At 72.6% G+C, this 22,563-nt stretch carries 26 protein-coding genes and 2 tRNA genes; 27 read left to right on the top strand and 1 reads right to left on the bottom strand.

All coding sequences use genetic code 11. The features are described 5' to 3' along the window. From IT347_00005 to IT347_00115, 23 genes are all read left to right on the top strand, one after another. Window positions 1–220, top strand: a 220-nt coding sequence (locus IT347_00005; GenBank protein ID MCC6347964.1) for a hypothetical protein, incomplete at its 5' end; no start/stop codon positions are given. A gap of 128 nt (window positions 221–348) precedes the next feature. Next, window positions 349–789, top strand: a complete 441-nt coding sequence (locus IT347_00010; protein ID MCC6347965.1) for a type II secretion system protein — start codon at window positions 349–351, stop codon at window positions 787–789. A gap of 197 nt (window positions 790–986) precedes the next feature. Then, window positions 987–2,051 (top strand): ABC transporter ATP-binding protein, encoded by a 1,065-nt coding sequence (locus tag IT347_00015; GenBank protein ID MCC6347966.1) that lies wholly within the window; start codon window positions 987–989, stop codon window positions 2,049–2,051. Then, window positions 2,048–2,812: an ABC transporter permease subunit gene (locus tag IT347_00020; protein MCC6347967.1), complete on the top strand. Its 765-nt coding sequence runs from the start codon at window positions 2,048–2,050 to the stop codon at window positions 2,810–2,812. The genes IT347_00015 and IT347_00020 overlap by 4 nt, the downstream gene beginning before the upstream one ends. Next, window positions 2,809–3,606 (top strand): hypothetical protein, encoded by a 798-nt coding sequence (locus tag IT347_00025; GenBank protein ID MCC6347968.1) that lies wholly within the window; start codon window positions 2,809–2,811, stop codon window positions 3,604–3,606. The genes IT347_00020 and IT347_00025 overlap by 4 nt, the downstream gene beginning before the upstream one ends. A 163-nt stretch (window positions 3,607–3,769) precedes the next feature. Then, entirely contained in the window at window positions 3,770–4,825 is a 1,056-nt protein-coding gene (gene pilM / locus IT347_00030) for a type IV pilus assembly protein PilM (protein ID MCC6347969.1), read from the top strand. Then, complete coding sequence (locus IT347_00035; GenBank protein MCC6347970.1) at window positions 4,822–5,394, top strand: PilN domain-containing protein; 573 nt, start codon at window positions 4,822–4,824, stop codon at window positions 5,392–5,394. The genes pilM and IT347_00035 overlap by 4 nt, the downstream gene beginning before the upstream one ends. A gap of 12 nt (window positions 5,395–5,406) precedes the next feature. Next, entirely contained in the window at window positions 5,407–6,042 is a 636-nt protein-coding gene (gene pilO, locus IT347_00040; protein MCC6347971.1) for a type 4a pilus biogenesis protein PilO, read from the top strand. Then, window positions 6,026–6,775: a hypothetical protein gene (locus IT347_00045; protein ID MCC6347972.1), complete on the top strand. Its 750-nt coding sequence runs from the start codon at window positions 6,026–6,028 to the stop codon at window positions 6,773–6,775. The genes pilO and IT347_00045 overlap by 17 nt, the downstream gene beginning before the upstream one ends. Further along, entirely contained in the window at window positions 6,765–8,126 is a 1,362-nt protein-coding gene (gene pilQ, locus IT347_00050) for a type IV pilus secretin PilQ (protein ID MCC6347973.1), read from the top strand. The genes IT347_00045 and pilQ overlap by 11 nt, the downstream gene beginning before the upstream one ends. A 96-nt stretch (window positions 8,127–8,222) precedes the next feature. Beyond that, entirely contained in the window at window positions 8,223–8,765 is a 543-nt protein-coding gene (locus tag IT347_00055; GenBank protein MCC6347974.1) for a shikimate kinase, read from the top strand. Continuing rightward, window positions 8,762–9,586 carry a hypothetical protein gene (locus tag IT347_00060; GenBank protein MCC6347975.1) on the top strand — a complete coding sequence of 275 codons (825 nt, stop codon included), beginning with the start codon at window positions 8,762–8,764 and terminating at the stop codon, window positions 9,584–9,586. Before IT347_00055 ends, IT347_00060 begins: the two co-directional genes overlap by 4 nt. Further along, window positions 9,583–10,200 carry a hypothetical protein gene (locus tag IT347_00065; GenBank protein MCC6347976.1) on the top strand — a complete coding sequence of 206 codons (618 nt, stop codon included), beginning with the start codon at window positions 9,583–9,585 and terminating at the stop codon, window positions 10,198–10,200. The genes IT347_00060 and IT347_00065 overlap by 4 nt, the downstream gene beginning before the upstream one ends. A 116-nt stretch (window positions 10,201–10,316) precedes the next feature. Then, a complete protein-coding gene (rsmD, locus tag IT347_00070; GenBank protein MCC6347977.1) occupies window positions 10,317–10,895 on the top strand; it encodes a 16S rRNA (guanine(966)-N(2))-methyltransferase RsmD in 579 nt (192 codons plus the stop codon). After that, complete coding sequence (gene coaD, locus IT347_00075) at window positions 10,892–11,404, top strand: pantetheine-phosphate adenylyltransferase (GenBank protein MCC6347978.1); 513 nt, start codon at window positions 10,892–10,894, stop codon at window positions 11,402–11,404. Before rsmD ends, coaD begins: the two co-directional genes overlap by 4 nt. Before the next feature lie 16 nt (window positions 11,405–11,420). Then, window positions 11,421–12,419 (top strand): phosphotransacetylase, encoded by a 999-nt coding sequence (locus IT347_00080; protein ID MCC6347979.1) that lies wholly within the window; start codon window positions 11,421–11,423, stop codon window positions 12,417–12,419. A gap of 18 nt (window positions 12,420–12,437) precedes the next feature. Then, window positions 12,438–12,701, top strand: coding sequence for a zinc ribbon domain-containing protein (locus tag IT347_00085; protein ID MCC6347980.1), 264 nt, complete (start codon window positions 12,438–12,440; stop codon window positions 12,699–12,701). A gap of 10 nt (window positions 12,702–12,711) precedes the next feature. Continuing rightward, entirely contained in the window at window positions 12,712–14,520 is a 1,809-nt protein-coding gene (locus IT347_00090) for a hypothetical protein (protein MCC6347981.1), read from the top strand. A gap of 1 nt (window position 14,521) precedes the next feature. After that, window positions 14,522–15,538 (top strand): GTPase ObgE, encoded by a 1,017-nt coding sequence (obgE, locus tag IT347_00095; protein MCC6347982.1) that lies wholly within the window; start codon window positions 14,522–14,524, stop codon window positions 15,536–15,538. Then, window positions 15,528–16,196 (top strand): hypothetical protein, encoded by a 669-nt coding sequence (locus IT347_00100; GenBank protein MCC6347983.1) that lies wholly within the window; start codon window positions 15,528–15,530, stop codon window positions 16,194–16,196. The genes obgE and IT347_00100 overlap by 11 nt, the downstream gene beginning before the upstream one ends. Window positions 16,197–16,261: 65 nt before the next feature. After that, window positions 16,262–17,083: a DNA-protecting protein DprA gene (dprA, locus tag IT347_00105; GenBank protein MCC6347984.1), complete on the top strand. Its 822-nt coding sequence runs from the start codon at window positions 16,262–16,264 to the stop codon at window positions 17,081–17,083. Next, complete coding sequence (locus IT347_00110) at window positions 17,080–17,958, top strand: lysophospholipid acyltransferase family protein (protein ID MCC6347985.1); 879 nt, start codon at window positions 17,080–17,082, stop codon at window positions 17,956–17,958. The genes dprA and IT347_00110 overlap by 4 nt, the downstream gene beginning before the upstream one ends. Before the next feature lies 1 nt (window position 17,959). Next, window positions 17,960–18,418 (top strand): acyl-CoA thioesterase, encoded by a 459-nt coding sequence (locus tag IT347_00115; protein ID MCC6347986.1) that lies wholly within the window; start codon window positions 17,960–17,962, stop codon window positions 18,416–18,418. Here the strand turns inward: IT347_00115 and IT347_00120 are convergent. Further along, window positions 18,408–18,713, bottom strand: a complete 306-nt coding sequence (locus tag IT347_00120) for a DUF3467 domain-containing protein (GenBank protein ID MCC6347987.1) — start codon at window positions 18,711–18,713, stop codon at window positions 18,408–18,410. The genes IT347_00115 and IT347_00120 overlap by 11 nt on opposite strands. A 185-nt stretch (window positions 18,714–18,898) precedes the next feature. Here IT347_00120 and IT347_00125 point away from each other — a divergent pair, with 185 nt between their 5' ends. The 4 genes from IT347_00125 to glmM all read left to right on the top strand — a co-directional run bounded on the left by IT347_00125 (window position 18,899) and on the right by glmM (window position 22,548). Further along, the gene (locus tag IT347_00125; GenBank protein ID MCC6347988.1) at window positions 18,899–20,788 is read left to right on the top strand and encodes a hypothetical protein; all 1,890 of its coding nucleotides are present in this window, start codon (window positions 18,899–18,901) and stop codon (window positions 20,786–20,788) included. A 69-nt stretch (window positions 20,789–20,857) separates the two neighbouring features. Then, window positions 20,858–20,933, top strand: a tRNA-Phe gene (locus IT347_00130). A 47-nt stretch (window positions 20,934–20,980) separates the two neighbouring features. Continuing rightward, window positions 20,981–21,056, top strand: a tRNA-Thr gene (locus IT347_00135). Between the two features lie 160 nt (window positions 21,057–21,216). Next, window positions 21,217–22,548, top strand: coding sequence for a phosphoglucosamine mutase (glmM, locus tag IT347_00140; GenBank protein MCC6347989.1), 1,332 nt, complete (start codon window positions 21,217–21,219; stop codon window positions 22,546–22,548). The last annotated feature ends 15 nt before the right edge of the window (window positions 22,549–22,563 follow it).

The following is a 22,563-nucleotide window of genomic DNA, read 5'->3' on the forward strand; positions in this document are numbered from 1 at the left end:
GGCGATGCTGCCGGCGGCGGGCGCGAACTTCAAGAACCCGTTCGACCGTTCGGTCGGCACGGCCAACGCCTGGGAAGACGTGGCGACGTACTCGCCGACGCTGGTCACGACCGGCAAGGACGGCATCGTCGCGTACGCGGACTCCTCGAGCATCAAGTACGCGATCGCGGGCGAGGGCTACGGCGCTCACCTGTCGCTGATCCTCACCAGCGGTCAGTAGTCGCACGGGGCGCGGGGGCGCTCGCCGCCCCCGCGCATCCGAATCCGGACTCCGGTCCACAACGAGCAGACACGAGCCGCTCGCCGGCCCAGACGGGCCGGCAGGCTCCCAATCCGAGGTGAAACCAGATGCGAAACGGCGAACGGGGGTTCACGCTGATCGAGCTGATGATCGTGGTCGTGATCATCGGCGTCCTCGCCGCGATCGCGATTCCGAACTTCATCTCGATGCAGGACCGGGCCAAGGAAGGCGCGACCAAGAGCAACATGCACACCTTCCAGCTCGCGGCCGAGGACTACTCGGTGTTGAACGACGGCGTCTATCCCTCGGCGGTGGCGGACATCGCCGCGCGCCTGCCGGTGAACGCGACGCTGTTCAAGAACCCGTTCGACCGCACGGTCGGCGACGGCAACGCCTACGAATACCAGGGCAGTTGGACGATTCCGCTCGCGACCTCGGGCAAGCCCGGCATCATCGCCTACGGCGACTCGGCCAGCTGGTGCTACCAGATCGTCGGCCACGGCAAGAACGCCGACTTCGCCCAGATCATCCTCTCGAACGGCCGCTGACGCTTCGCGCGGCCCTGTTCGCGCCGCCGGAGTACGGACCGGGTTCCCACGGTCCCGGTGCCCGGCCGGCCCCCCGACCCGGCCTCCTCTGCGCAGCCGGGTGAATCGCGGCACATCCGTTGCAGTTGGCCCCGGGCGGTTCACCCCCGCAGTGCCCGCACGGACAGAATCACCCATGCCGCAAGGGATTGGAGCGCATGAGCACGAACGCGAACGAACCCGGACCCGGGCAGAGTTCGGTCGCCGACCGGCCGGGCCGGCCAGCCGGTGACCGATCGTCCTTCGCGGCGGCGTCCGGACCGGACGCCGCGGCGGTGCGGATCGAGGAGATGTCGAAGGTCTACCGGGCCAACTGGTCGCTTCGCTCGTCGGTCGGCCTGGACCGCCTCAGTCTCGAGGTTCGCCGCGGCGAGGTGTTCGGCTATCTGGGTCCCAATGGCGCCGGCAAGACGACCACGCTCAAGATCCTGACCGGGCTGCTCAAGCCGTCGGGCGGTCGTGCCTGGCTGATGGGGGTTCCCATCCACCGCGTCGAGAGCCGGCGATCGCTCGGCTTCCTGCCCGAGCAGCCCTACTTCTTCGATCACCTGACGGGCGTCGAGTACCTCGAGTTCGCGGCCCGGCTCTCGGGACTGTCCGCGCACGAGGCGACGCGGGCGGCCCGCCACTGGTTCGGGCGCGTCGGGCTGGGCGACCGGCTCCGACTCGGGCTGCGCAAGTATTCCAAGGGCATGCTTCAGCGCCTCGGGCTCGCCGCCGCGCTCGTCCACGCGCCGCGGCTCGTGATCCTCGACGAGCCGATGAGCGGCCTCGATCCGTTCGGCCGCAGGGACGTGCGGGATCTGATCCTCGAGCAGCGCGAACGGGGCGTCACCGTCCTGTTCTCGTCGCACATCTTGCCCGACGTGGAAATGCTCTGCGACCGCGTGGCCATCGTCCTCAAGGGCCGGCTCGAGCGCGTGGCCGGCGTCGGCGACCTGATGGACGACGGCCGGCATCCGGTGGAAGTCCGGGTCGAGGGCGCGCCGGTGCTGGAGCTGCCCGCCGCCTGGGCGGGCCGGGTCTCACGCGTGGAACGCCCGGGCGAGTCCGTGTTCACCGTCGGCGACGGGGCGCTCCTGCAGGCGGTGATCGCCCATCTCGTCCAGTCGCGCGCCGCCATTCGCGCGGTGACGCCGCTGCGCGCCTCGCTCGAGGAGCTGTTCATGGCCGCGGCCGAAGGCTCGGCCCTGCGCGCCGGCGACGGCCGGAGGAGCGCATGAACGTCACGCTCATCGCCCGCAGCACTTATCTCGAGGCGATCCGCGACCGCGTGCTCGCCGGCGTGATCGCGGCGGGCGTCGCCCTGCTGCTGGTGACGCTGATCGCGCGCCCGCTCGCCATGGGCGAAGGCACCCGCGTCACGATCGACCTCGGGCTTTCCTCGATCACCTTCCTCGGCCTGCTCGTCGTGCTCATGGTCGGCACGAGCCTGGTGGCCAAGGAAATCGAGCGCCGCACGATCTTCAACCTGCTGTCCCGGCCGATCGCGCGGCCGGTCTACCTGGTCGGCAAGTGGGCCGGCCTCTCGGCCGCGCTGTGGACGGTCGCCGCCGTGCTCGGTCTCGCGCTGTGGACGCTGCTCGCGGCGCTCGGACACGCGGGCGCCGCGCTGTCCATCGCCGAAGCCGTCTACCTCGCCGGACTGGAACTGACGGTGGTGACCTCGATCGCCGTGATGTTCTCGGCGCTCTCGACCCCGGTGCTCTCGTCGCTCTACACGCTCGGCCTGTTCGTGGTCGGGCAGTGGTCGGACGACCTGCGGCGCTTCGCCGCCGACGCCCCGGCCGGCATGCGAGGGCTGTTCGAGGCGTGCGCGAACCTGGTGCCGAACCTGTCGCTCTTCAACATGCGTTCGCTGGCCGCGTCGGGCGAGGCGACCTCCGTGCTGCACCTGGGGGTCGCCACGGGCTACGCGCTGCTCTACTGCGCCTGCATGATGGCGCTGGCGGCGGCGGCGTTCGAATCGCGGGACTTCAAGTGAGCGCCCTCGCTCGGGCCCCGCAGCCGCTGCGGGTGAGGCAGGCGGTGGCGTGGGCGCTGGCGCTCGCGCTCGGCGCGGCGGTGTTCCAGCTGGCGAACTGGTCGTGGACCGCGTTGCCGCGGGTCTCGCCGCTCGAGGAGCTCGCCTACTACCCCTCGGGACAGCACGTGCGTCCCGCGACGCTCGGCCACGAGGAGACGGCGGCCGACCTCGCCTGGATCCGGGCGATCCAGTACTACGGCCAGCACCGCCGAACCGACAACCGCTTCGATCATCTCTACCACGTCTTCGACATCCTCACGACGCTCGCGCCCGGGTTCGAGAGCGCCTACGTCTTCGGAGCGTTCGCGCTGGCTCAGGAGGGGCGCAACTTCCCGTTCGCCGAGGCCCTGATGCTCAAGGGTCTCGACCGCAACCCCCGCAGCGGCCGCCTCGCGTTCGAACTGGGCTTCCTCTACTACGTGAAGCCGAACGGCCGGGACCTGGGGCGCGCCGCGGAGTACTTCGAGCTGGCCGCGCTGCTGCCCGGGCGGCGCGACGTCGCCCGCCGCTTCGCCGCCTTCTGCCGGCAGAACTCCGGCAGCCCCGCCGTCGCCTACGCGCTCTGGCAGCAGGTTCGCGAAACCAGTCCGAACGCCTACCTGCGCGAGCTCGCGGAGCGGGAAATGGCGCGGATCCACGACGCCATGGCGGCCGGCCGCAACGACTTGGTCCGTTCGAGGCTGTCCACCCCGGTGGTCCTCCTCCGGGAGTCCGCCCCGGCGGGGCAGGGGACGAAACGCAACGCGCCGTGAAGAACGCACTTCAGGAAACCCCGGGGTTGGTCGAAAGAACAGGTGGCAGGTGGAGCGGGGCGGATCTCCTTCCCACGCTCTCCAGGTCGAAGGCGGCTGCATCGGTGATCGAACCGTCGAGCAGGCCGGCCGGGACCCGCACCGCATTCAGGGAGTGAGACCCATGCTCTTCGGCAAGAAGCAGTCGCTCGTCGGGCTGGACATCGGGAGCCACAGCGTCAAGGTGGTCGAACTCGAAGCCCAGTCGAACAAGGCGTATCGGCTCGTGAACTGGGGCGTCTCGCAGCCCCTGGCCGAGGCGATCGTCGACGGCGAAATCATGGACCGCCAGCTCGTCACGGACGCGATCTCGAATCTGCTCGAGTCCCGCGGGATCCGGTCCAAGAACGTCGTCGCCGCCGTCAGCGGACGCGCCGTCATCGTCAAGAAGATCGTCATGAACAAGCTGTCCGCGGACGACGCGCAGCAGGCGATCTACTGGGAGGCCGAGCAGCACGTCCCGTACGACATCAACGACGTGTCGCTCGACTTCGAGATCCTCGGCGACTCGCCGGCCGACCCCAAGCAGATGCAGGTGCTGCTCGTGGCGGCCAAGAAGGACATGGTGATGTCCTTCAGCGACCTGATCCGCGAGGCGGGCCTGGCGCCCAGCATCGTGGACGTGGACTCGTTCGCGGCCCAGAACGCGATCGAGGCCAACTACGACTTCGCGCCGGAAGAGGTCGTCGCGATCCTCAACGTCGGGTCGGAGATGACCAACATCAACATCGTGCAGGCGGGCGTGCCCTACTTCACCAAGGACCTCCAGGTGGGCGGCAACACGTTCGTCGAGGCCGTGCAGCGCAAGTTCAACCTCAGCCAGTCGGAGGCTGCCGCAGCGGTGCGGGGCGAGTCCGGCTCGGGGCTCGAGGTCGCGCCGGTCATCGAACAGGCCTGCGAAGGCGTCGCGACCGCTCTCGAACGCGCGCAGGCCTACCTGCGGACGGCGGGCGAGGCGGGCAACATCAGCCGCATCCTGCTGTGCGGCGGCAGCGCGCTCACGCCGGGCGTGCCGGAGTTCCTCAGCCGCCGGTTCGGCGTTTCGACGGACATCGTGAACCCGCTGCAGCGCGTGGCTTTCGATCCGGCGCTGTTCGCGGGCCAGGACGTGATGAAGGTGGCGCCGCTTCTCACGGTCGGGATCGGACTCGCGCTGCGCCGACAGGGGGACAAGAAATGATTCGCGTCAATCTCCTGCCGCGCGAAGAGAAGGGCCAGCGAAAGGCCGTCGCGATCGATCTCAAGATCGGCGACATGGTGCTTCCGGGCGCCGTGGCCGGCCTCGCGGCGCTCGTCATCGCCGGCACCACGATGTCGCAGGGCACCCGCATCACGGCGCTGCAGACGTCCATTGACCAGGTGGACGCCGAGTCGCGCGCGCTGGCGCCGCAGATCGCCCGCGTCAACCAGCTGGCCAAGGAGCGCGCCGAGCTGGACCTGCGCATGGGCATCATCAACCGGCTGGAAAAGGGCCGCACCGAGAGCGTTCGACTCATGGATGAGCTCGCGCGGTGCGTTCCCGACCACCTCTGGCTGACCGGAACCACGCAGGATGCGGGCGGTTCCCTCAGCCTGGAGGGGGTCACTTATTCGAACCTCGTCGTGTCGGACTTCATGTCGCGCCTCGAGCGCTCGCCCCTGTTCGCGAATGTCGAACTGGGCGTCGCCGAGCACGGCACCGCGACGGGCAAGGACGTGGTCAAGTTCCGTCTCACCTGCCAGGTGACGCCGGACGAGAGCGCCAACTAGGGGGACGCGAACATGGCCAGCATGGATCTCAAGAGTCCGGCCCTGCAGAAGCTCCTGCTCGCGATCCTCATCGCGGGCGGCGCGCTCGGGGTCTTCTACTTCACGCACCTGGTGCCGTTCGGGTTCATGAACTCGAACGAGAAGCTCTCGGCGCTCAAGAGCGACTACGAGCGCAAGTCGTCCGAGCTGGCGCGCGCCCGCGCGTCGGTCGCCGACCTGCCGCGCTTCGAGGCCGAGTACGAGCAGCTGCACCAGCGCTGGGAGCTGGCGTCGGAGCTGCTGCCGACGGACCGGCAGCTGTCCACGCTGCTGCGCAAGATCACGCTCGCCGGCCAGCAGACCGGCGTGAGCTTCGTGCTCTTCCGCCCCGGCGGCACCCGTCCGCAGGAGTACCACACGGAACTGCCGGTGCAGATCTCGGTGCAGGGCAACTATCACGACGTCGGCGCGTTCCTGGCCGAACTCGCGAACCTGCGCCGGATCGTCACGGTGTCGAACCTGAAACTGACCAGCGTCACGAAGCAGGGCGCGGGCACGACCCTGGCGGATTTCACCGCCTCGGCCTACAGCCTGAACACCGCTTCGACGCAGCCCGCGCCCGTCGCGAAGGACGGGAAGAAGGGGGAGACCAATGGCCGGAAGTCCTAACTTTCTCGCGCAGGCGGGCGGGAACGTGAAGAGCGCGATCGTGCGCCGGATCGTCCTGGCCGTCGTCGCCCTCGTTCTCGCCGGCGTGGGTCTCGGCTGGAACTACGTGAAGGGCCTGTTCTCGCCGCAGGACGAACCCGTGGCGGCCGTCGTTCAGCCCGTGGCGCAGCCCGCCCCGGCGCCGGCGGTGACCACGCCCGCTCCCGCGGCGACGACACCGGCTCCCGCCGCGACGGCGAAGTCCCGGCAGGGTTCGCCGGCGGCCGCCGACGCCCCGGCGACGGTCCGTCCCGGCACCTCCGCCCGCGCGGCGTCCGGTGACGGCGCCGGCGCTCCGGTCGTCACGGCGGTCCCGCAGCCGTCGCAGGCGCCCGGCTCGGGCCTCGCGCACATCGACGACCACCTGACCTACCAGTACAACGCGCTCGGTCGTCGCGACCCGTTCCAGTCGCTCGTGGACGGCGGATTCGTCGGCGCCGACGTCGGCGGCGACGCGCCCCCGGATCCCGGTGGCATCCGGGTCGTGGGCATCGTCTGGGGCGCCACCGACCAGTTCGCGCTCGTCGAGGACGTGCGCGGCAACAGCTTCGTGCTTCGCAAGGGTGACAAGGTGCAGAACGGCTACGTCGAGAGCCTCAAGCGCGATGCGATCGTCGTGACCATCACGTCGGACAATCAGTCACAGTCGGTGGAGATCCCACTGGTGCGGAAGGGAGATCAGAATGCACGCTAACAGGGTCGTGATCGGCCTCCTCCTGGCGGCCGGCCTGGTGCTGGCCACGGGCGTTGAGCCGGCCGGGGCGCAGTCCAGCGCCTCGTCCCAGGTCGGACTGACGCGGACCAGCTCCGGCGGATTCAACCTCGACGTCACGGGGGCGGATCTGCGGACGGTGCTGCGTGCCATCTCCGAGTTCAGCGGTCGCAACATCGTCGTCTCGCAGAACGTCAAGGCGACGGTGACCATCCAGCTGCGGAACGTCGCGTGGCAGGACGCCCTCAAGGCGGTGCTGCGCGCGAACGGCCTCGATTTCGTCGAGGACGGCTCCGTGGTGCGCGTGGACGAATCCGGCAAGCTCAACACCGAGAAGGTGGAGCGCGAGACGGCCAACGCCCGCACGCTCGAACTGGTGCCGCTCGAAACCCGCATCGTCAAGCTCAACTACGCCAACGCGAACGAGATGACGACGCCGCTGGCGCCGGCGCTCTCGAAGCGCGGCAGCATCCAGGTCGAGAAGCGCACCAACTCGCTGATCGTCACCGACCTGACCTCGAACCTCGACGCGGTCGTGAAGATGGCGCTCGAGCTGGACTCGACGACGCCGCAGATCGAGATCACCGCCAAGCTGGTGGACGTGGACGCTTCGGCGCTCCGCAACCTGGGCGTCGAGTGGAACATCGCCCCGCAGAAGCCCGAGTTCTGGGCGGGCGTGGACGACGGAAGCGGCGGCAAGAAGCTGCAGGGCGGCGGCCCGCTGCACAACGACGACTACTCGCTGCAGGTGGGCGCCGAGCACAACACCGGCGTCGAGGCGGCGAACAAGATCACGTTCGGCATCTTCAAGGACTGGGCTTCGATCGAGGCGCAGCTGCAGAGCCTCGAGGAGAAGCGCAAGGCCAACATCATCTCGAACCCGCGCATCACGACGGTGGACAACCGCGAGGCCAAGATCATCGTCGGCCAGAAGATTCCGCTCATCGTGCAGGACGTCGCCGGCAACCCGGTCTCGCAGCTGCAGACGATCGGCATCCAGCTCAAGGTCACGCCGCATCTGACGCAGGACAAGAAGATCGTCATGGACCTGCACCCGGAGGTCAGCGACCTCTCGACGCAGTCCACCGTGCAGGGCGGCATCATCATCAACACGAGCGAGGCCGACACGCGCGTGATGGTGGACGACGGGCAGACCGCGGTCATCGGCGGCCTGATCCGCACCAACGAGTCCACCGTGACCCGTGGCGTGCCGTTCCTGAAGGACATCCCGCTCGTCAGCTTCCTGTTCAGCTCGCACAGCACCGTGCGCCAGAACCGCGAGCTGATCATCTTCGTGACGCCGCGCATCGTCACGAATCTCGCTTCGAACTGACCCCGCGATCTCCCGCGCACCGCGCCGCCGTCTCCTTCGGGAGGCGGCGGCGCACGTGCATGCTGTGCTAGCTTCCGCCCGCATGAGGGACTCCCGGTGAGCTGGCCGAGTCGGCGCCCCGTCGCGCTGGTCGGCATGATGGGTGCGGGCAAGAGCGCCGTCGCCGCGCTGCTCGGCGAACGTCTCGGCGCGTCGGTGGCGGACCTCGACGCCATGATCGAGGCGATCGAGGGCCGCGCGATCGCCGAGCTGTTCGAGAGCTCCGGCGAGGCCTGGTTCCGGCGCCGCGAGGGCGAGTTGCTCGCCCGGGTGCTGGACCAGGGCGTCCGGGTCATCGCCTGCGGCGGAGGCCTGGTGACCGACGAGGCCCACCGCCGGCTGCTGCGGGAGCGGTGCACGGTGGTCTGGCTCGAGGTCACGCCGGGCGAGGCCGCGCGCCGGGTGAGCGCCGGGAACGCCGATCCCGCACGCCAGCGGCCGCTGCTCGCCGGCGGCGATCCCGAGCGGCGGCTGCGCGAGTTGCTCGAGCAGAGGGCGGCCCGCTACGCCGAAGTGGCGGACCTCCGCATCGGGACCGACGGCCTCGATGCCGCGCAGGTCGCCGACGCGGTCGCTCGCGCGCTGGCGACCCGGCCGTGAGGGGCGAGCGCGTCCGACGCCGGGCGTTCGCGGCGCTGGCGCTCGCAGCAGCCGCGCCGCTGGCCGGCCTGCTCGGCTCCTGCGCGCCGCCGGTGCGTCCGGTTCCGGCGGTGGACGACATGGCCGCCCGTTACGACGAGAGCCGCGTGCGTCGCGAGCAGGCGCTGCAGGCGCTGACCGCGGACCTGCTCGTGCGGGTGGACGGCCGCGCGACCGGCCGGCTGCCGGGGCTGCCGGCGACGCTCGCGCTGGCCGCTCCCGACCGGGCACGCCTGCGGGTCGGGGCGCTGTTCGGAACCGCGGTGGACGTGTGCGCGCAGGGCGACTCGGTGATCGCCTGGCTGCCGTCGGAGCGCACCGCGCTCGCGCTCGCCGGCGCGCGGGAGTCGCTCGGCATCGCGCCGCCCGTCGGACTGCTGGCGCGTTCGTTCGGCGCGACCTGGAACCCGCCGCGTGAGGCGTGGCGCGAAGCCTCGCCGGAGAGCGCGGGGCTGCGGCTGAAGTGGCGCGAAGGGAGTGATTCGCTCGAGCTGCTGATCGACCGCGACTCCCGGCCGGCGCGGGTTCGACTGGCGGGCGAATCGGGAAGCGTGTCGGTGCGCTACTCCGGCTGGGAACGGGTGGCCGGAACGGAGTGGCCCGGCCAGCTGGAGATCGGCGACGGCACGGGCTGGGCGCGCGTGCGCCTCGGGGTGGACGCCGTCCACGTCGCCGAGCGGGCGGACGACGGCTGGTTCGCGCTCCGCATTCCCGACGGCGCGAGACGGCTGGACTGGGACGGCCTGCGCGACTGGCTCGAGCGCCGAAAGGGCGCACGATGAACCGCGCCCCCGGCCTGCTGGCGATTGCGCTCGCCGCGACGTGCGCGAACGCGGGAGTCTCCCGGGCGGCCCGGCTCGAGTCCTCCGCGGCGCTGTCACGCGAGCTGTCCATGGGGCGCAGCGCGCAGGTGACGCTGCACTGGACGACGTCCGCGCTGCCGGGGATGCCGCCGCGCACGGTCACCGGAACCCTGACGCTCGAGGCGCCGGATCGCGTGCGCCTCGACCTCGCCGGAACGGGAGAGCGGCTCGTGGCCCGCGACGACGGCAGCGAGTGGCTGCAGCCCGCGACGCGGCAATTGCTTCGCTTCGGAGCGCAACAGGGAGCGCCGGCGCTGCGCTGGTGGCGCGCGCTGCTCGGCGACACGTCGCAGGTGACCGAGCGCCCGCTCGCGCCCCGGCGGTTCGCGCTCGTTCAGCGGACCCGCGCCGGCGTGGCCGACAGCGCGCTCGTGCGGCTCGACGGCCGGGGACTTCCCGGCGAACTCGAGATCGCCTCCGGCGACGGCACACTGCGCTACCGGCTCTCGGGCTGGCGCTTCGCGCGCGGGCGGGGCCCGGCCTACTTCCGGATCGTCGCGCCCGCGGGCTACGAGACGGTGGACGTGCGCTGAGGTGAGCGGCTCACACGCCGCTTCCAGCCGCACGCGCAACTCTTTGCAGGGCAGGGTGAAGCAGCGCCGTGAGTCTTGACACTTTGGCGCCTCGCCCGCATCCTGCGCGGCCGGACATGAGAGTGATCGCGGGGGAGTTGGGTGGGCGCAGGCTGGAGGCGCCGCGCGGCCTGGGAACGCGGCCGACCTCCGATCGCGTGCGTGAGGCGCTGTTCATGTCGCTCGGAGAACTCGGCGGCGCCCGCGTCGTGGACCTGTTCGCGGGAAGCGGCGCGCTCGGCATCGAGGCGCTCTCGAGGGGGGCCGCGTTCGCCGACTTCGTCGAGGCCGCGCGCGCCCCGCGCGAGGTGCTCGGGCGGAACCTGGGCACGCTCGGGCTGCTCGAGCGCTCCCGCGTCTGGCCGCTGCGCCTGCCCGGAGCGCTCGCGCGGCTGGCCCCCGCGCTGGCCGCGGCGCACCTGGTGCTCGCCGATCCGCCCTACGGTGGCGGGGAGGCCCGGGCCCTGCTGGCGGCGCTCGGAGCGCCGGGCGTGCTCGCCCGGGGCGCGCGCGTCGTGGTCGAAAGGCACCAGAAGGATGACGTACCCTCGCGGAACGGAGCGCTCGTGCTGGTGCGCGAGCGACGTTACGGCGAGACGACGGTGAATCTCTACGAGGCGGAAGACACACCCCCGCCGGAGGCCGAACGACCATGAAGCACGAACGCGTGGCGCTCTTTCCGGGCAGCTTCGACCCGTTCACCAACGGTCACCTCGACCTGACCGCGCGCGGGGCGCGGCTCTTCGACCGTGTCGTCCTCGCGGTCGCGCACAACCCGTCGAAGACGTCCCTGTTCACGCCCGAGGAGCGGGTGGACATGATCCGCGACTCCGTGCAGCGCCTGAAGAACGTTTCGGTCATGCACTTCGCCGGCCTCGTCGTGGACTGCGCGCGGCAGGTCGGAGCACAGACGATCATTCGCGGGCTGAGGGCGGTGAGCGATTTCGAGTTCGAGTTCCAGATGGCGCTCATGAACCGCCGGCTGCAGCCGGGACTCGAGATCGTCTTCCTCATGCCGGACCAGGAATACACCTACCTCAACTCGACGCTCGTGAAGGAAGTCGCCCGGCACGGCGGCCGGGTGAAGGGGCTCGTGCCGGCGACCGTCGAGCGCCGGTTGCACGTTCGCTTCGGTCGCCGCGCCGGCAGGCGCGGAAAGGAATAGCGGCGTGGCCGGCGCCATGGAGCGGATTCGCAGGCTCGCGAAGGCCAGGCCGCGGCGGCTCGCGCTGGCCGAGGCCGGGGACGAGCGCATCGTCGTCGCCGCCACCCGGCTGGCCCGGGACGGGATCGCGAAGGTGAGTCTGATCGGCCCGCCCGAGGAAGCACGCGCCACCGCGCGCCGTGCGGACGTGAGCCTGAACGCGATCGAACTGCTCGACCCGCGCTCCGCCGAGGCGTTCGAGCGGACGCGCGCGGCGCTGGAGGCCGCGCGCGGCGGGCGGCTCGCGGCCCCGGATCGGGACCGCCACGCGGCCGACCCGGTCTTCCAGGCGGCGGCGCGCGTGCGCGAGGGGCTCGCCGACTGCTTCGTCGCCGGCGCTTCGCGCCCGACCGCCGACGTCCTGCGCGCGGCGTTCTGGCTGATCGGCCTGCGCGCGAACGTGAAGACGGTCTCCTCGTTCTTCCTCATGGTGTTTCCGGCCGCGGGCGGCGCGCCGGGGGCCTCCGAGCGCGTGCTGACCTTCGCCGATTGCGCGGTCGTGCCGGAGCCGACGGCCGAGCAGCTCGCCGAGATCGCGATCCTCGCGGCCGACAATCACCAGCGGCTCGTGCAGGAAGTGCCGCACGTCGCGATGCTGAGCTTTTCGACGCGCGGCAGCGCGCGTCACCCCCGCGCGGACAAGGTGCGCGAGGCCACGCGGCTCGCCCGCGAAGCGCGACCGGACCTGCACGTGGATGGCGAACTGCAGCTCGACGCCGCGCTCGTTCCGGAGGTCGGCCGCCGGAAGGCGCCGGACTCGATCGTGGCGGGCCACGCGAACGTGCTCGTCTTTCCGGACCTCGACGCGGGCAACATCGGATACAAGCTGGCGCAGCGCCTCGGCGGAGCGGCCGCGATCGGGCCGATGCTGCAGGGACTGGCGAAGCAGGCGAACGACCTGTCGCGCGGTTGCAGCAGCGACGAGGTCGTGGATACGGCGACGGTGGCGTGCGCGCTGGCCGCCGGACACGCCTGAGAGCGGAAGGAGCGGGAAGTGCCGACCTACGATTATCGCTGCGACCACGGGCACGTGTTCGAAGTCTTTCATTCCATGACCGACGACTCGCCGCGAGTCTGCCCGGAGTGCGGCGCGCCGGCGAAGCGCGTTCCCGGCGGAGGAGCAGGGCTGCTGTTCAAGGGTTCGGGCTTCTACGCCACCGATCACCGCAGCTCCGCCTACCGGGAGAAGGCGAAGTCGGAATCCCCCACGCCGGCCGAGCCGAAAAAGCCCTCGGAAGGCCCGGGCAAGAGCGACTGAGGTCCGGCGCGTGGCCGAACACCTGACCGCGTTCCTGTACGAGTCGAACGGGGCGCTCTGGAGCGGACCGGACCAGCTCGTGAGCGTCTCGCCAGGGCACGTCGTGCTCGACGAGGAGGGCGGAGTCGTCTCTCTGCTCGCCTTCGAAGCGCTCGGCGAGCCGGCGGTGCGCTGCGCCGTGGCCGTGGTGGCTCCGGGGCGGGAGGCCCGCGGACCGGACGCGCTCGACGACCAGAACTTCCTGCGCACCGCGGCGGCCGCCTACGGCATGTGGTTCGCGCGCCCCGGAGCCGCGCCCGCCGCGGCGCTGCATCGCCGACGCTTCGCGGCCCCGGGCGCGGTGCTCGCCTCAAGCGCGCCGGGAGCCGCGGGCGCCGGCGCGTTCGGCATGCTGGCGCTCCCGACGACGCCGCTCGAGTGCGCCGCCGCGCTCGCGGGCCGGCCGCTCGCGCGCCCGAGGCCAAGGGTCCTCGGCGTGCACGTCACGGGCTCGCTGCCTCCGGGCACCGGCGGCGCCGAGGCGCTGGCCCGTCTCGCGATCGCCCTCGGGCGCGATGCCCGCGACGTCGTGCTGGAATACTTCGGCGAAGGCCTCGCGGCGCTCCCGATGACCGAGCGGATCGCGATGGCCTCGCTGGCCCCGCGGCGTCTCGGGGTCCTCGCCAGCGTCTTCCCCTGCGACGACGCGACGCGCGGGCACCTCGCGGCGCAGGGACGCGAGGCGGACTGGCGGCGCTTCGCGGACGCGGGCGTGGGATTCGATCGGACGGTCGAACTGGACCTGGGCTCGGCGGCCGCCGCGACGAGCGTGCAGGAGATCGTCGCGCGCATCGGGCCGCTGGCCGAGGACGACGACCTGCGCTCACTCGCCGACGCGCTGGCGGGCACGGCCCTGACCGCCGGGGCGCGCGTGCAGGTCGTGACGGGTGGGCGGGCGGCGCGCGCGGCGCTGGAGGCGGACGGCACGCTCGGGCGGCTCGAGCGCGCGGGGGTCGTGCTGCTCGACTCGGGCGACCCCGAAGCGAGCACGCCGCTGCCCGAGGGGGCGCTCGCCTGCGCCGACGAGGACGCGCTCGCCGGCGGTGCGGTGGCGACCTCCGTCGCCGCGCTCGTCGCGCGCTGGGCCGCACCGGCGCAGCGCATCGCGCGCACGGTCGCGGTCCCCGGCTCGGCGGCGCTCGATCCGGCCGAGCTGCTGGCGCCGCCCGACGAGCCGCCGCCGGTCGAGCACGGAGCGGCGCACCGGGTGCCGTCGCCCCTGCCTCCGCTTTCCGGCGGTCTGCGCGGAGAGGTGCTGGCGAGCGCGGCGGGTCGTGTCGCGTGCGGCGAACTGCTGCCGTGGGGACCGCGCGTCCGCGCGCTGCGCGGCGACGCCCGCGCGCTCGCCGAGAGCTGGGGACGCGGACTCGACCCCGACGCCGCTTCGCACGGGCTCGCGGCCGGCGGCGGTTTCGCGGTCGCCGCCGGCGAGTACGGAACCGGCGAGCCTTCCGAGGAGGCCGCGCGGGCGACGGCGGCGCTCGGCGTCCGCGCGGTGATCGCGGGCTCGTTCGCGCCGGCGCACGCGCGCGCCCTCGTGCTGTGCGGCGTCGTGCCGCTGCGCTGGATGCGCGCGTCGGATGTCGCGAACGTCGCGAAGGGCGACGAGTTGGAGTTGCCGACGCTCGGCGAGTTGCTCGAAGCGGGGCCGCGCGTCACCGTGCGCCACCTCACGCGCGGCCTGTCGTTCGGGGTCGTGCACGATCTCGATTCCGACGCGCTCGCGCTGGTGCGCGCGGGCGGACTGCTGGCGCGCGCGCGCGCCACCGGGAGGACCTGACGTGCTCGTGGACCACGCCCGCATCCACGCCATCGCCGGCAAGGGGGGCGCCGGTTGCATCAGCTTCCGGCGCGAGAAGTACGTCCCCAAGGGCGGGCCCGACGGCGGGGACGGCGGCCACGGCGGAAGCGTCGTGCTCGAGGTGGACCCGCACGTGCGCACGCTCCTTGACTGCCGTGAGGCCCCCCGATACCGTGCCGACGCCGGTCGCGCGGGCTCGGGCAACAACCGGACGGGCCGCGACGGCGACGATCTGGTGATCCGGGTGCCGGCGGGCACGGTGGTGAAGGACGCCGACAGCGGCGAGGTGCTGGCCGACCTGGTCCGCCGCGGCGAACGTTGGGTGGCCGCCCGCGGAGGGCGCGGCGGTCGCGGCAATACCCGCTTCGCAACCCCGACCCACCAGGCGCCACGTCGCGCCGATCCCGGAGAGCAGGGCGGCGAGCGCATGCTCGAACTCGAGCTCAAGCTCATCGCCGACGTGGGGCTGGTCGGACTTCCCAACGCGGGCAAGTCCACGTTGCTGTCGCGCGTCTCGCGCGCGCGTCCGAAGATCGCCGACTATCCGTTCACCACGCTCGAGCCCAATCTCGGGATCGCGGCGCTCGACCTCGAGCGCAGTTTCGTGGTGGCGGACCTGCCGGGGCTCATCGAGGGCGCGAGCGCGGGCCGCGGACTCGGACACCAGTTCCTGCGTCACGTGGAGCGCACGCGGGTGCTGGCGTTCCTGCTCGACGTCGGCGCTCCGGAGCCGCTCGCGACCCTGGAGATGCTCGAGCGGGAGATTCATCAGTACAGCGCGGCGCTCGCCGAGAAACCGCGGCTCGTCGTGCTGACCAAGTCGGATGTGCTGTCCCCGGAGGATCGCGCGCAGGCGCCCGCGAGGCTGGGCCTGCCGGGCGCGCACCTCACGAGTGCCCACAGCGGAGAAGGGCTGCGCGAACTGCTCGAAGGCCTGTGGAAGGAGATCGCCGCGGCCGCGGCGAAGGAGACGACCGAGGATCCCGATGGCGGATGACAAGTACGGACCGGGCGGACGCACCTACGACGCGATGAACGCGCGCGGCCTCGCGGGCAAGCGCGACTACGTGCGCTCGCTCGAGCAGCGCCGCGACGAGGAGGCGATGTCGCTGCTCGTCGAGTGCCTGTGCGACGAGTCGTGGTACCTGCGCGAGCTGGCGGAGAGCGCCCTGCTGCGGCTCGGGGAGCGGGCCGGGGAGGCGCTGCTGCCGCTGCTCGAGCAGGGTCTGTGGTACTCGCGCGTCAGTTCCGCGCGCGTGCTCGGCCGGCTCGGCTACGCGCCCGCGGCCGCAGGGCTGCTGCGGCTCCTGGGAGACTCTGTCTCCAGCGTCTCGCAGGCGGCGGGCGCGTCGTTGTGCGATCTCGCGCATCGCAACGGCTCGGCGCGGATCGCGTGGGAGCTGCGCCGCATGGCGCCCGAGCAGCGGCACGCGCGGTTCGAGCGGCTCGCCGCGCTCGATCGTCCGCTGCACGAGCGGCTCGAACGGCTGGTGAAGAACGACGACCTGATGGACAACGAGGACCCCGAAAACCTGCGCGACGACAGCGAACTCGTGCGCGCGAGCGAAGAGGGAGTCGAATGGGAGGTCCTCACAGGGCCACCGCCGCGGCGGCCGCTGGAACCTGCGGGAGCGGACCCGAAGCCGTCGGCATGAAGGCCGCGGCGGTGGCCGAACCACCGCCGTCGCCCCGGCTTCCGCCCGCGCCGGCGAGAAGCGTCATGCGAGGCGAACCGGGCTATCCGGACGCGCTGCTCGACCTTCGCGATGCTCCCGCGCGCGTCTGGCTGAGCGGCGCGCCGGTGCCGGCGCGGGAACGCTGCGTCGCGATCGTCGGCTCGCGCGCCGCCTCGCCTTACGGCACCGAGCTCTCGCGCCGGCTCGCCGCGGACCTCGCGGCGCTCGGCCTCACGGTCGTGAGCGGCCTCGCGCGCGGCATCGACGCCGCGGCGCATCAGGGCGCGCTGAGCGGCGCCGGCGCCACGATCGCGGTCCTGCCCTCGGGGCTCGACCGGGTGACGCCGGAACATCACGCGACGCTGGCCGCCGACGTCGCGCGGCGCGGGACGCTGCTCAGCGAGTTCGCCGCCGGTCCGCCTTTCGGTCCCGGGGCGTTCGTGCGTCGCAACCGCCTGATCGCCGCGCTCGCGGAAGTTCTGGTGGTCAGCGAAGCCGCCGAGCGCAGCGGCGCGTTGACGACCGCCGCCGCGGCGCGCGCGCTGGGGCGGACGGTGCTGGCCGTGCCCGGCGACGCGGACCGGCCGACCTCGCGGGGAACGCTCGCGCTGCTGCGCACCGGCGCGCGGCCGTGCGCCGACGCGGGCGACGTGCTCGCGGCCCTTCGCGCGGTCGGCCAGCCGGCGCAGGCGGCGGACCCGGCCGCGCGGCTCGCGGCGGCGCTCGACGGCACGCCCCGCACGCTCGACGATCTCGCGGCGCGCGCCCGGATGGAGCCGCAGGCGGCGCTCGCCGAACTGCTGCGCCTCGAGTGGGCCGGAATTGCGCGGGCCCGCCCCGGCCAGCGCTGGATCGCGCGCCCGTGAAGACGCACGCGCTCGAGGCGCTGCTGGTGAGGGGCTTGTTCGGCGCCAGCCGGGCGCTGCCCTGGCCGGGGGGCACGGCCGTGGGAGCGGCCGCGGGCGGGCTCGCGCGCGCGCTCGGACTGCGCCGGCGCGTCGCGGAGTCGAACCTGGCGCTCGCCTTTCCGGAGCGAACCGCGCAGGAGCGCGCCGCCATCCTCGCCGCGCACTGGCGCGAAGTGGGCCGGATCGCCGCCGAGTATGCGCGGCTGCCCGAACTGGCGCGCGCGCGCGCGGACGCCGTCGCCGAAGCGCACGGCCTCGGGCACCTCGAGGCCCTGCGCGGCCGCGGCGCGCTGCTGCTGACCGGGCACTTCGGCAACTTCGAGCTGCTCGGCGCGCACCTCGCGCGGCTCAACCCCGTGGACTTCGTGGTCAAGCCGCTCTCGAACCCGAAGGTCGAAGCGCTGGTCAACGACCTGCGCTCGCGCGCCGGCGTCGGAATCATTCCGCTCGGCGGCGGCGTGAAGCACGTCTTCAAGGCGCTGCGCGCCGGCCGCTGGGTGGCGCTGCTCGCCGATCAGGATGCCCGTCGTCACGGCGTGTTCGTGCCCTTCTTCGGCCGCCTCGCGAGCACCCCCGAGGGGCCCGCGAGGCTGTCGCTCCAGACCGGCGCGCCGATCGTCTTCGGAACGATCCGCCGGCGCGCCGACGGACGGCATCGCCTCGACGTGGACCCGCCGCACGCGAGCGCCGGCCCGCCGGACGAGGCGCACGTGCGCGCGCTCACCGCCTGGCACGCGGCACGGCTCGAACGCGAAGTGCGCGCCGCGCCGGAACACTGGTTCTGGCTCCACCGCCGCTGGAAGACTCCACCGCCCACGCCCTCCGGGAGCTGACATGCATCGTTTCGAGATCCGCGTGCGTTACGGCGACACCGACCAGATGGGCTGGGTCTACTACGGAAACTACCTGCGCTGGTTCGAGATCGGTCGCGCCGAGATGATGCGCTCGCTCGGGCGCAGCTACCGCGAGGTCGAGGACGGCCTGGGCGTGCTGATGCCGGTGCTCGAGGCGCACTGCCGCTACTTTCACGGCGCGCGATACGACGAGCGCGTCACCCTCGAGACCGGCCTGCTCGACCATGACCGCGCGAGCATGCGGTTCGGCTACCGTGTGCGCGGCGAGGACGGCGCGGTGTGCGCGATCGGCTGGACCTCGCACTGCTTCACGACCCGCGAGGCGAAGCTCGTGCGCCCGCCGGCGATGCTGCGCGACCTGCTGGGCGTGGCGCCGGTGGTGGACGCGGAGTTGCGCGCGCAACTCGGCGAGCCGGCGGGCGGAGGCGTCAGCTCGTGAACCCCAGTTCCTTGCCCTTGCTCGGTTCGCCCGGCAGCTTGATGGGTCCGAAGTTGTTCTCGTAGTTCCGCAGGTTCTGCTCGAGCGCCCCGAGCAGTCCCTTGGCGTGCTGCGGCGTCATGATGATGCGCGAGAACACGCGGGCCTTCGGCAGGCCGGGCAGGGCACGCGCGAAGTCGAGGATGACCTCGGCCTGCGAGTGGGTGATGAAGACGAGGTTCGCGTAGATGCCCTCGGCCTCGCGTTCGCCGAGGCCGATCTCGAGGGGTTGGGGCTGCGGCTGCGGTGCGTCCACCGGAAGCCTCCGTGGTGGGTGGGGGTGAAATCGGACCGCGGCGGACGGTAGGAAGCGCGCAGGGCGCGGTCAAGCGGCCGGGGGCGTTCGCCGATAACCCCGGTGGCGGCGGCCCGCGGGAAGCCGCGGGCGCCTTCCCGTCTCCGGGATCGCGTCGCGCCGTCCCACCGACCCTCTGGGAGCCCATGAATCGCAGGGATGCATCCCCGTCCGAGCGGACCGGAGCCGGCCGCTTCCCGCTGCTTCCGGCGCTCGCGCCGTTGTTCGACTGCGAGGCCGATGCGGAGGCGCTCGAACGCGTCCTGCTGGCGCTCGCCGTGCACCCGCAGGGGGCGGCAGCGTCACGGGCCTGGTGGCTGCGCTGGACGCCGGCGCACGAATCGCTCGTCGGCGCCCGCCAGGACGCCGCGGTGCCCGATGCGGAGCCGCTGGCGCAGGCGCTCGGCCGCGCCCGTCGCGCGGCGCCCGCCGATGCGTCGGGAGAGCGCCGGCTGCGCGCCTGGTCGGAGCGGCCCGAGCATCTCGAAGGTGCGCTTTCAGCGGCCTGGCGCGGAGCCGACGGAGCGCTCGGAGCCGGAGGCGATCAGCCGGGCGCCCCCTGGTGCGAAGCGCCCCGCGTCGCCGCGGTCCGCCTGCGCGTCGAATCGGCGAACGTCGGTCTGCTCGTGTTCGAGCCGGCGGAGCACGACACCGACGAAGCCGCCGCCGCCGTCGCCGCGGCACTGGGTTCGCTCGCCGAGTCCGCCTTCGCCGCGCAGCGACGCCTGGCGGTCGCGAGGACGAGGTCGCGCCAGGCCGCGCTGCTGGGCGAGTTCGCCGCGGCGTGCGTGGCGTCCATCAACGTGGCCGAGGCATTGCACCTGCTGGCCCGGTTCGCCGCCGAAGGCGTCAGCGTGCGCGGCTCCGCCGTCTTTCTCGCCAGCGATGCCGCCACGCCGAAGCTCGAGGTCTCGCACGGCAGCGCCTCGAGCCGCGAACGCCAGGCACTGGGCTGGCAGGAGGCGGCCGGCGAGGCGCTGGCGGGCGGCCAGCGGCGCTCGGGCGCGAAGCCCGGGGAAGCGCGGGGCGTGCCGGACGCGGTCGCGGCCGAGGTCGGCGCCTGGGCGGTCGTGCCGATCTCGGCCTACGCGCGCGGTCTCGGGGTCCTCGCCGTGTGGGACTCGCACGAAGGCGAGGGCGTGCCGAACGGCTTTTCGGCGCACGACCTCGAGTTCCTCGCGACGCTGGCGGCGCAGGCCGGGCTGCTGCTCGCACACTCGGCGGCGATCGCCGAACTGGATCGCGCGCGCACGACGGGTCGTGAACAGGCCGCCCGGCTGCTCGATCAGGACCGCCTCGCCGGCGTGGGCGATCTCGCGGCGCGCGTCGCGCAGGAAGCGCGCAACCCGCTCGCCACGATCGCCGCGTTCGCGCGCCGTGCGCACCGCGGTCTGGAGGGCGGCGAGCCGCAGCACGAGTTCCTCGAGATCGTGGTGCGCGAGACGGAGCGGCTCGAGGCGATGCTGGCCGAGTTGCTGCGCTGGAGCGAACCGGAGCGACCGCGCCTGCGCATGCAGGCTCTGAACACGGTGGTGCAGGAAGCGCTGCGGCAAAGCGGCGAGATGCTGGTGCGCCGGCGCGTGAGGCTTCTGAAGAAGCTCGCGCCGGACCTGCCGGCGCTGCTGCTCGACGCCTCGCGGATCCGCCGCGTGATCGGGAACATCCTCGCCTACGCGCTCGAGTGCGTGCCGGCCGGCGGGCGCATCCAGGTGGAGTCGCGCCGCGCGCAGGGACACGTGCTGGTCGAGGTGGCGTTCGACGGCCAGCGCCAGGGAGGCGATCTGCTCGAGCAATTGTTCGTGCCGTTCGCGACCGGGCCCGTCGCCGGCGCGGCAGTCGGCCTGGGAATGGCACAGCAGATCGTGCGCGAGCATGGCGGAGAGGTGCGCGTGAGGGGCGAAAGCGAGTGGAACACGGTCTTCTCGTTCACGCTTCCGGTGGCCGGGAACGAGGACCGGCGGCGCCGGCGCGGACGCCGCTCGCTGCGCGGCGATCGGCGCCGTTCCGGGGACGATTCCGGCGCCGCCGGGGTTTGACGCCTTCGCGAGGCCCATGCTAGAAATCCGTGCCCCGAAACCACCTGCGGTGGTTCTCGGTACGACTTCGCCACCCTAGCTCAGTTGGTAGAGCACGTGACTGAAAATCACGGTGTCCCCAGTTCGATTCTGGGGGGTGGCACCATGGTCCGGTGCGGCCGGCCACGCGCGGTCCCGCCGGAGCGCTGGGGAGCTGGTGTAGCTCAGCTGGTAGAGCACGTCACTCGTAATGACGGGGTCACCGGTTCGATTCCGGTCACCAGCTCCATTACTCGTTCGGGATCTCGAATCGTCCCGCCCGTTCGGCCCCCTGCACGGCCGTTCCGGGCGAAGCGGGCCGGTGCCGGGCGCCTCGCGGTGCCGGACACTGGCCCGTCGTCTTGATCGCTGCGCCATCGTCGAACGGAGGCCGTCTGCCGTCGTCGCTCATGATCAGTGTCGCCGGTGTGCGTGGCGTGGTCGGCGAAACGCTGACCCCACCGGTGCTGAGCCGCTTCGCGGCGGCGTTCGCCCGCTCGCTCGGCGACGGGCCGGTGGTCGTCGGCCGTGACGCGCGCACCAGCGGGCCCATGGTGCTCAGCGCCGTCAGCGCGGGACTGAGCGCGGCGGGCCGCGACGTCGTGGACCTCGGGCTGGCGACGACGCCCGCGACGCAGCTGGCGGTCGAGCACCTGCGCGCGGCCGGCGGCGTGATCCTGACCGCGAGCCACAACCCGGCGCCCTGGAACGCGCTCAAGTTCCTGTCCGCGCGCGGCGAGTTCCTGGGGCCCGGGGAAGGACGACTCGTGCGCGAGCGCTACGAGGCCGACCGCGACCTGTGGCTGGCCTGGGACCGGCTCGGCGAGGTGCGTGCGGAGCCCGGCGCGCTCGGCTGGCACCTCGAGCGCGTGCTCGGGCTCGGCTGCGTGGACGTGGCGGCGATCCGCGCGCGCGCGCTGCGGGTGGTGGTGGACGGCTGCGCGAGCGTCGGCGGCGTCGCCGTCCCGGCGCTGCTCGAGCGGCTCGGCGCCAGCGTCGTGGAGCTCGACTGCGAGCCCAACGGGGCGTTCACGCGCGAGCTCGAGCCCCTGCCGGAGCACCTCGGCGCGCTCGGGCGAAGGGTGCGCGAGGAGCACGCCGATCTCGGCATCGCACTCGATCCGGACGCGGACCGGGCGGCATTCGTGGACGCGGCGGGCGTCCCGCTCGGCGAGGAGTACACGGTCGCGATCGGCACACGCGTCGTGCTCGCGCGCGAGCGCGGTCCGGTTGTGACAAACCTTTCGACGTCCCGTATGCTGGACGCCGTTTGCGACGAGGCCGGCGTGGAGCTCCATCGCACGCCCGTGGGGGAAGCGCACGTGGTTGCCGCCATGCACGCCCGCGGTGCCATCGCCGGGGGAGAGGGAAACGGCGGCATGATCCTGCCGGCTGCTCATCATGGTAGGGACGGGCTGGTGGCGATGGCGCTGCTCGCGCAGGCGATGAGCGGTGGGGCGACGATCCGTTCGCTCGCCGACTCGCTGCCGCGCTACGTGATGGTGAAGGACAAGCTGAAGCGGCCGGACGAGCCGTGGGACCGCGCCGGCGTCCGGCTGCGCGACGCCTTCGCGGGCTGGTCGGTGGACGAGACCGACGGCCTGCGTTTCGCGCGAGGAGCGGAATGGGTGCACGTCCGGCCGTCGGGCACCGAGCCCGTCGTGCGGGTGATTGCGGAAACGCCGTCCACGGACGCGACTCGGACGCTGATCGGTCTCGCGCGACAGGCCCTGGCGGGCTGACCCTCGGAGGATCGG

The sequence above is a fragment of the Candidatus Eisenbacteria bacterium genome (genome assembly GCA_020847735.1).
In the GTDB taxonomy this organism is placed as follows: Bacteria; Eisenbacteria; RBG-16-71-46; order RBG-16-71-46; family RBG-16-71-46; genus CAIXRL01.

Excerpts from the sequence above, each read along its gene's own strand:
- IT347_00010 (MCC6347965.1), top strand. The coding sequence starts at position 349 with ATGCGAAACGGCGAACGGGGGTTCACGCTGATCGAGCTGATGATCGTG.
- IT347_00015 (MCC6347966.1), top strand. The coding sequence starts at position 987 with ATGAGCACGAACGCGAACGAACCCGGACCCGGGCAGAGTTCGGTCGCC.
- IT347_00020 (MCC6347967.1), top strand. The coding sequence starts at position 2,048 with ATGAACGTCACGCTCATCGCCCGCAGCACTTATCTCGAGGCGATCCGC.
- pilM (MCC6347969.1), top strand. The coding sequence starts at position 3,770 with ATGCTCTTCGGCAAGAAGCAGTCGCTCGTCGGGCTGGACATCGGGAGC.
- IT347_00035 (MCC6347970.1), top strand. The coding sequence starts at position 4,822 with ATGATTCGCGTCAATCTCCTGCCGCGCGAAGAGAAGGGCCAGCGAAAG.
- pilO (MCC6347971.1), top strand. The coding sequence starts at position 5,407 with ATGGCCAGCATGGATCTCAAGAGTCCGGCCCTGCAGAAGCTCCTGCTC.
- IT347_00045 (MCC6347972.1), top strand. The coding sequence starts at position 6,026 with ATGGCCGGAAGTCCTAACTTTCTCGCGCAGGCGGGCGGGAACGTGAAG.
- pilQ (MCC6347973.1), top strand. The coding sequence starts at position 6,765 with ATGCACGCTAACAGGGTCGTGATCGGCCTCCTCCTGGCGGCCGGCCTG.
- IT347_00065 (MCC6347976.1), top strand. The coding sequence starts at position 9,583 with ATGAACCGCGCCCCCGGCCTGCTGGCGATTGCGCTCGCCGCGACGTGC.
- rsmD (MCC6347977.1), top strand. The coding sequence starts at position 10,317 with ATGAGAGTGATCGCGGGGGAGTTGGGTGGGCGCAGGCTGGAGGCGCCG.
- coaD (MCC6347978.1), top strand. The coding sequence starts at position 10,892 with ATGAAGCACGAACGCGTGGCGCTCTTTCCGGGCAGCTTCGACCCGTTC.
- IT347_00080 (MCC6347979.1), top strand. The coding sequence starts at position 11,421 with ATGGAGCGGATTCGCAGGCTCGCGAAGGCCAGGCCGCGGCGGCTCGCG.
- IT347_00100 (MCC6347983.1), top strand. The coding sequence starts at position 15,528 with ATGGCGGATGACAAGTACGGACCGGGCGGACGCACCTACGACGCGATG.
- dprA (MCC6347984.1), top strand. The coding sequence starts at position 16,262 with ATGCGAGGCGAACCGGGCTATCCGGACGCGCTGCTCGACCTTCGCGAT.
- IT347_00115 (MCC6347986.1), top strand. The coding sequence starts at position 17,960 with ATGCATCGTTTCGAGATCCGCGTGCGTTACGGCGACACCGACCAGATG.
- IT347_00125 (MCC6347988.1), top strand. The coding sequence starts at position 18,899 with ATGAATCGCAGGGATGCATCCCCGTCCGAGCGGACCGGAGCCGGCCGC.
- glmM (MCC6347989.1), top strand. The coding sequence starts at position 21,217 with ATGATCAGTGTCGCCGGTGTGCGTGGCGTGGTCGGCGAAACGCTGACC.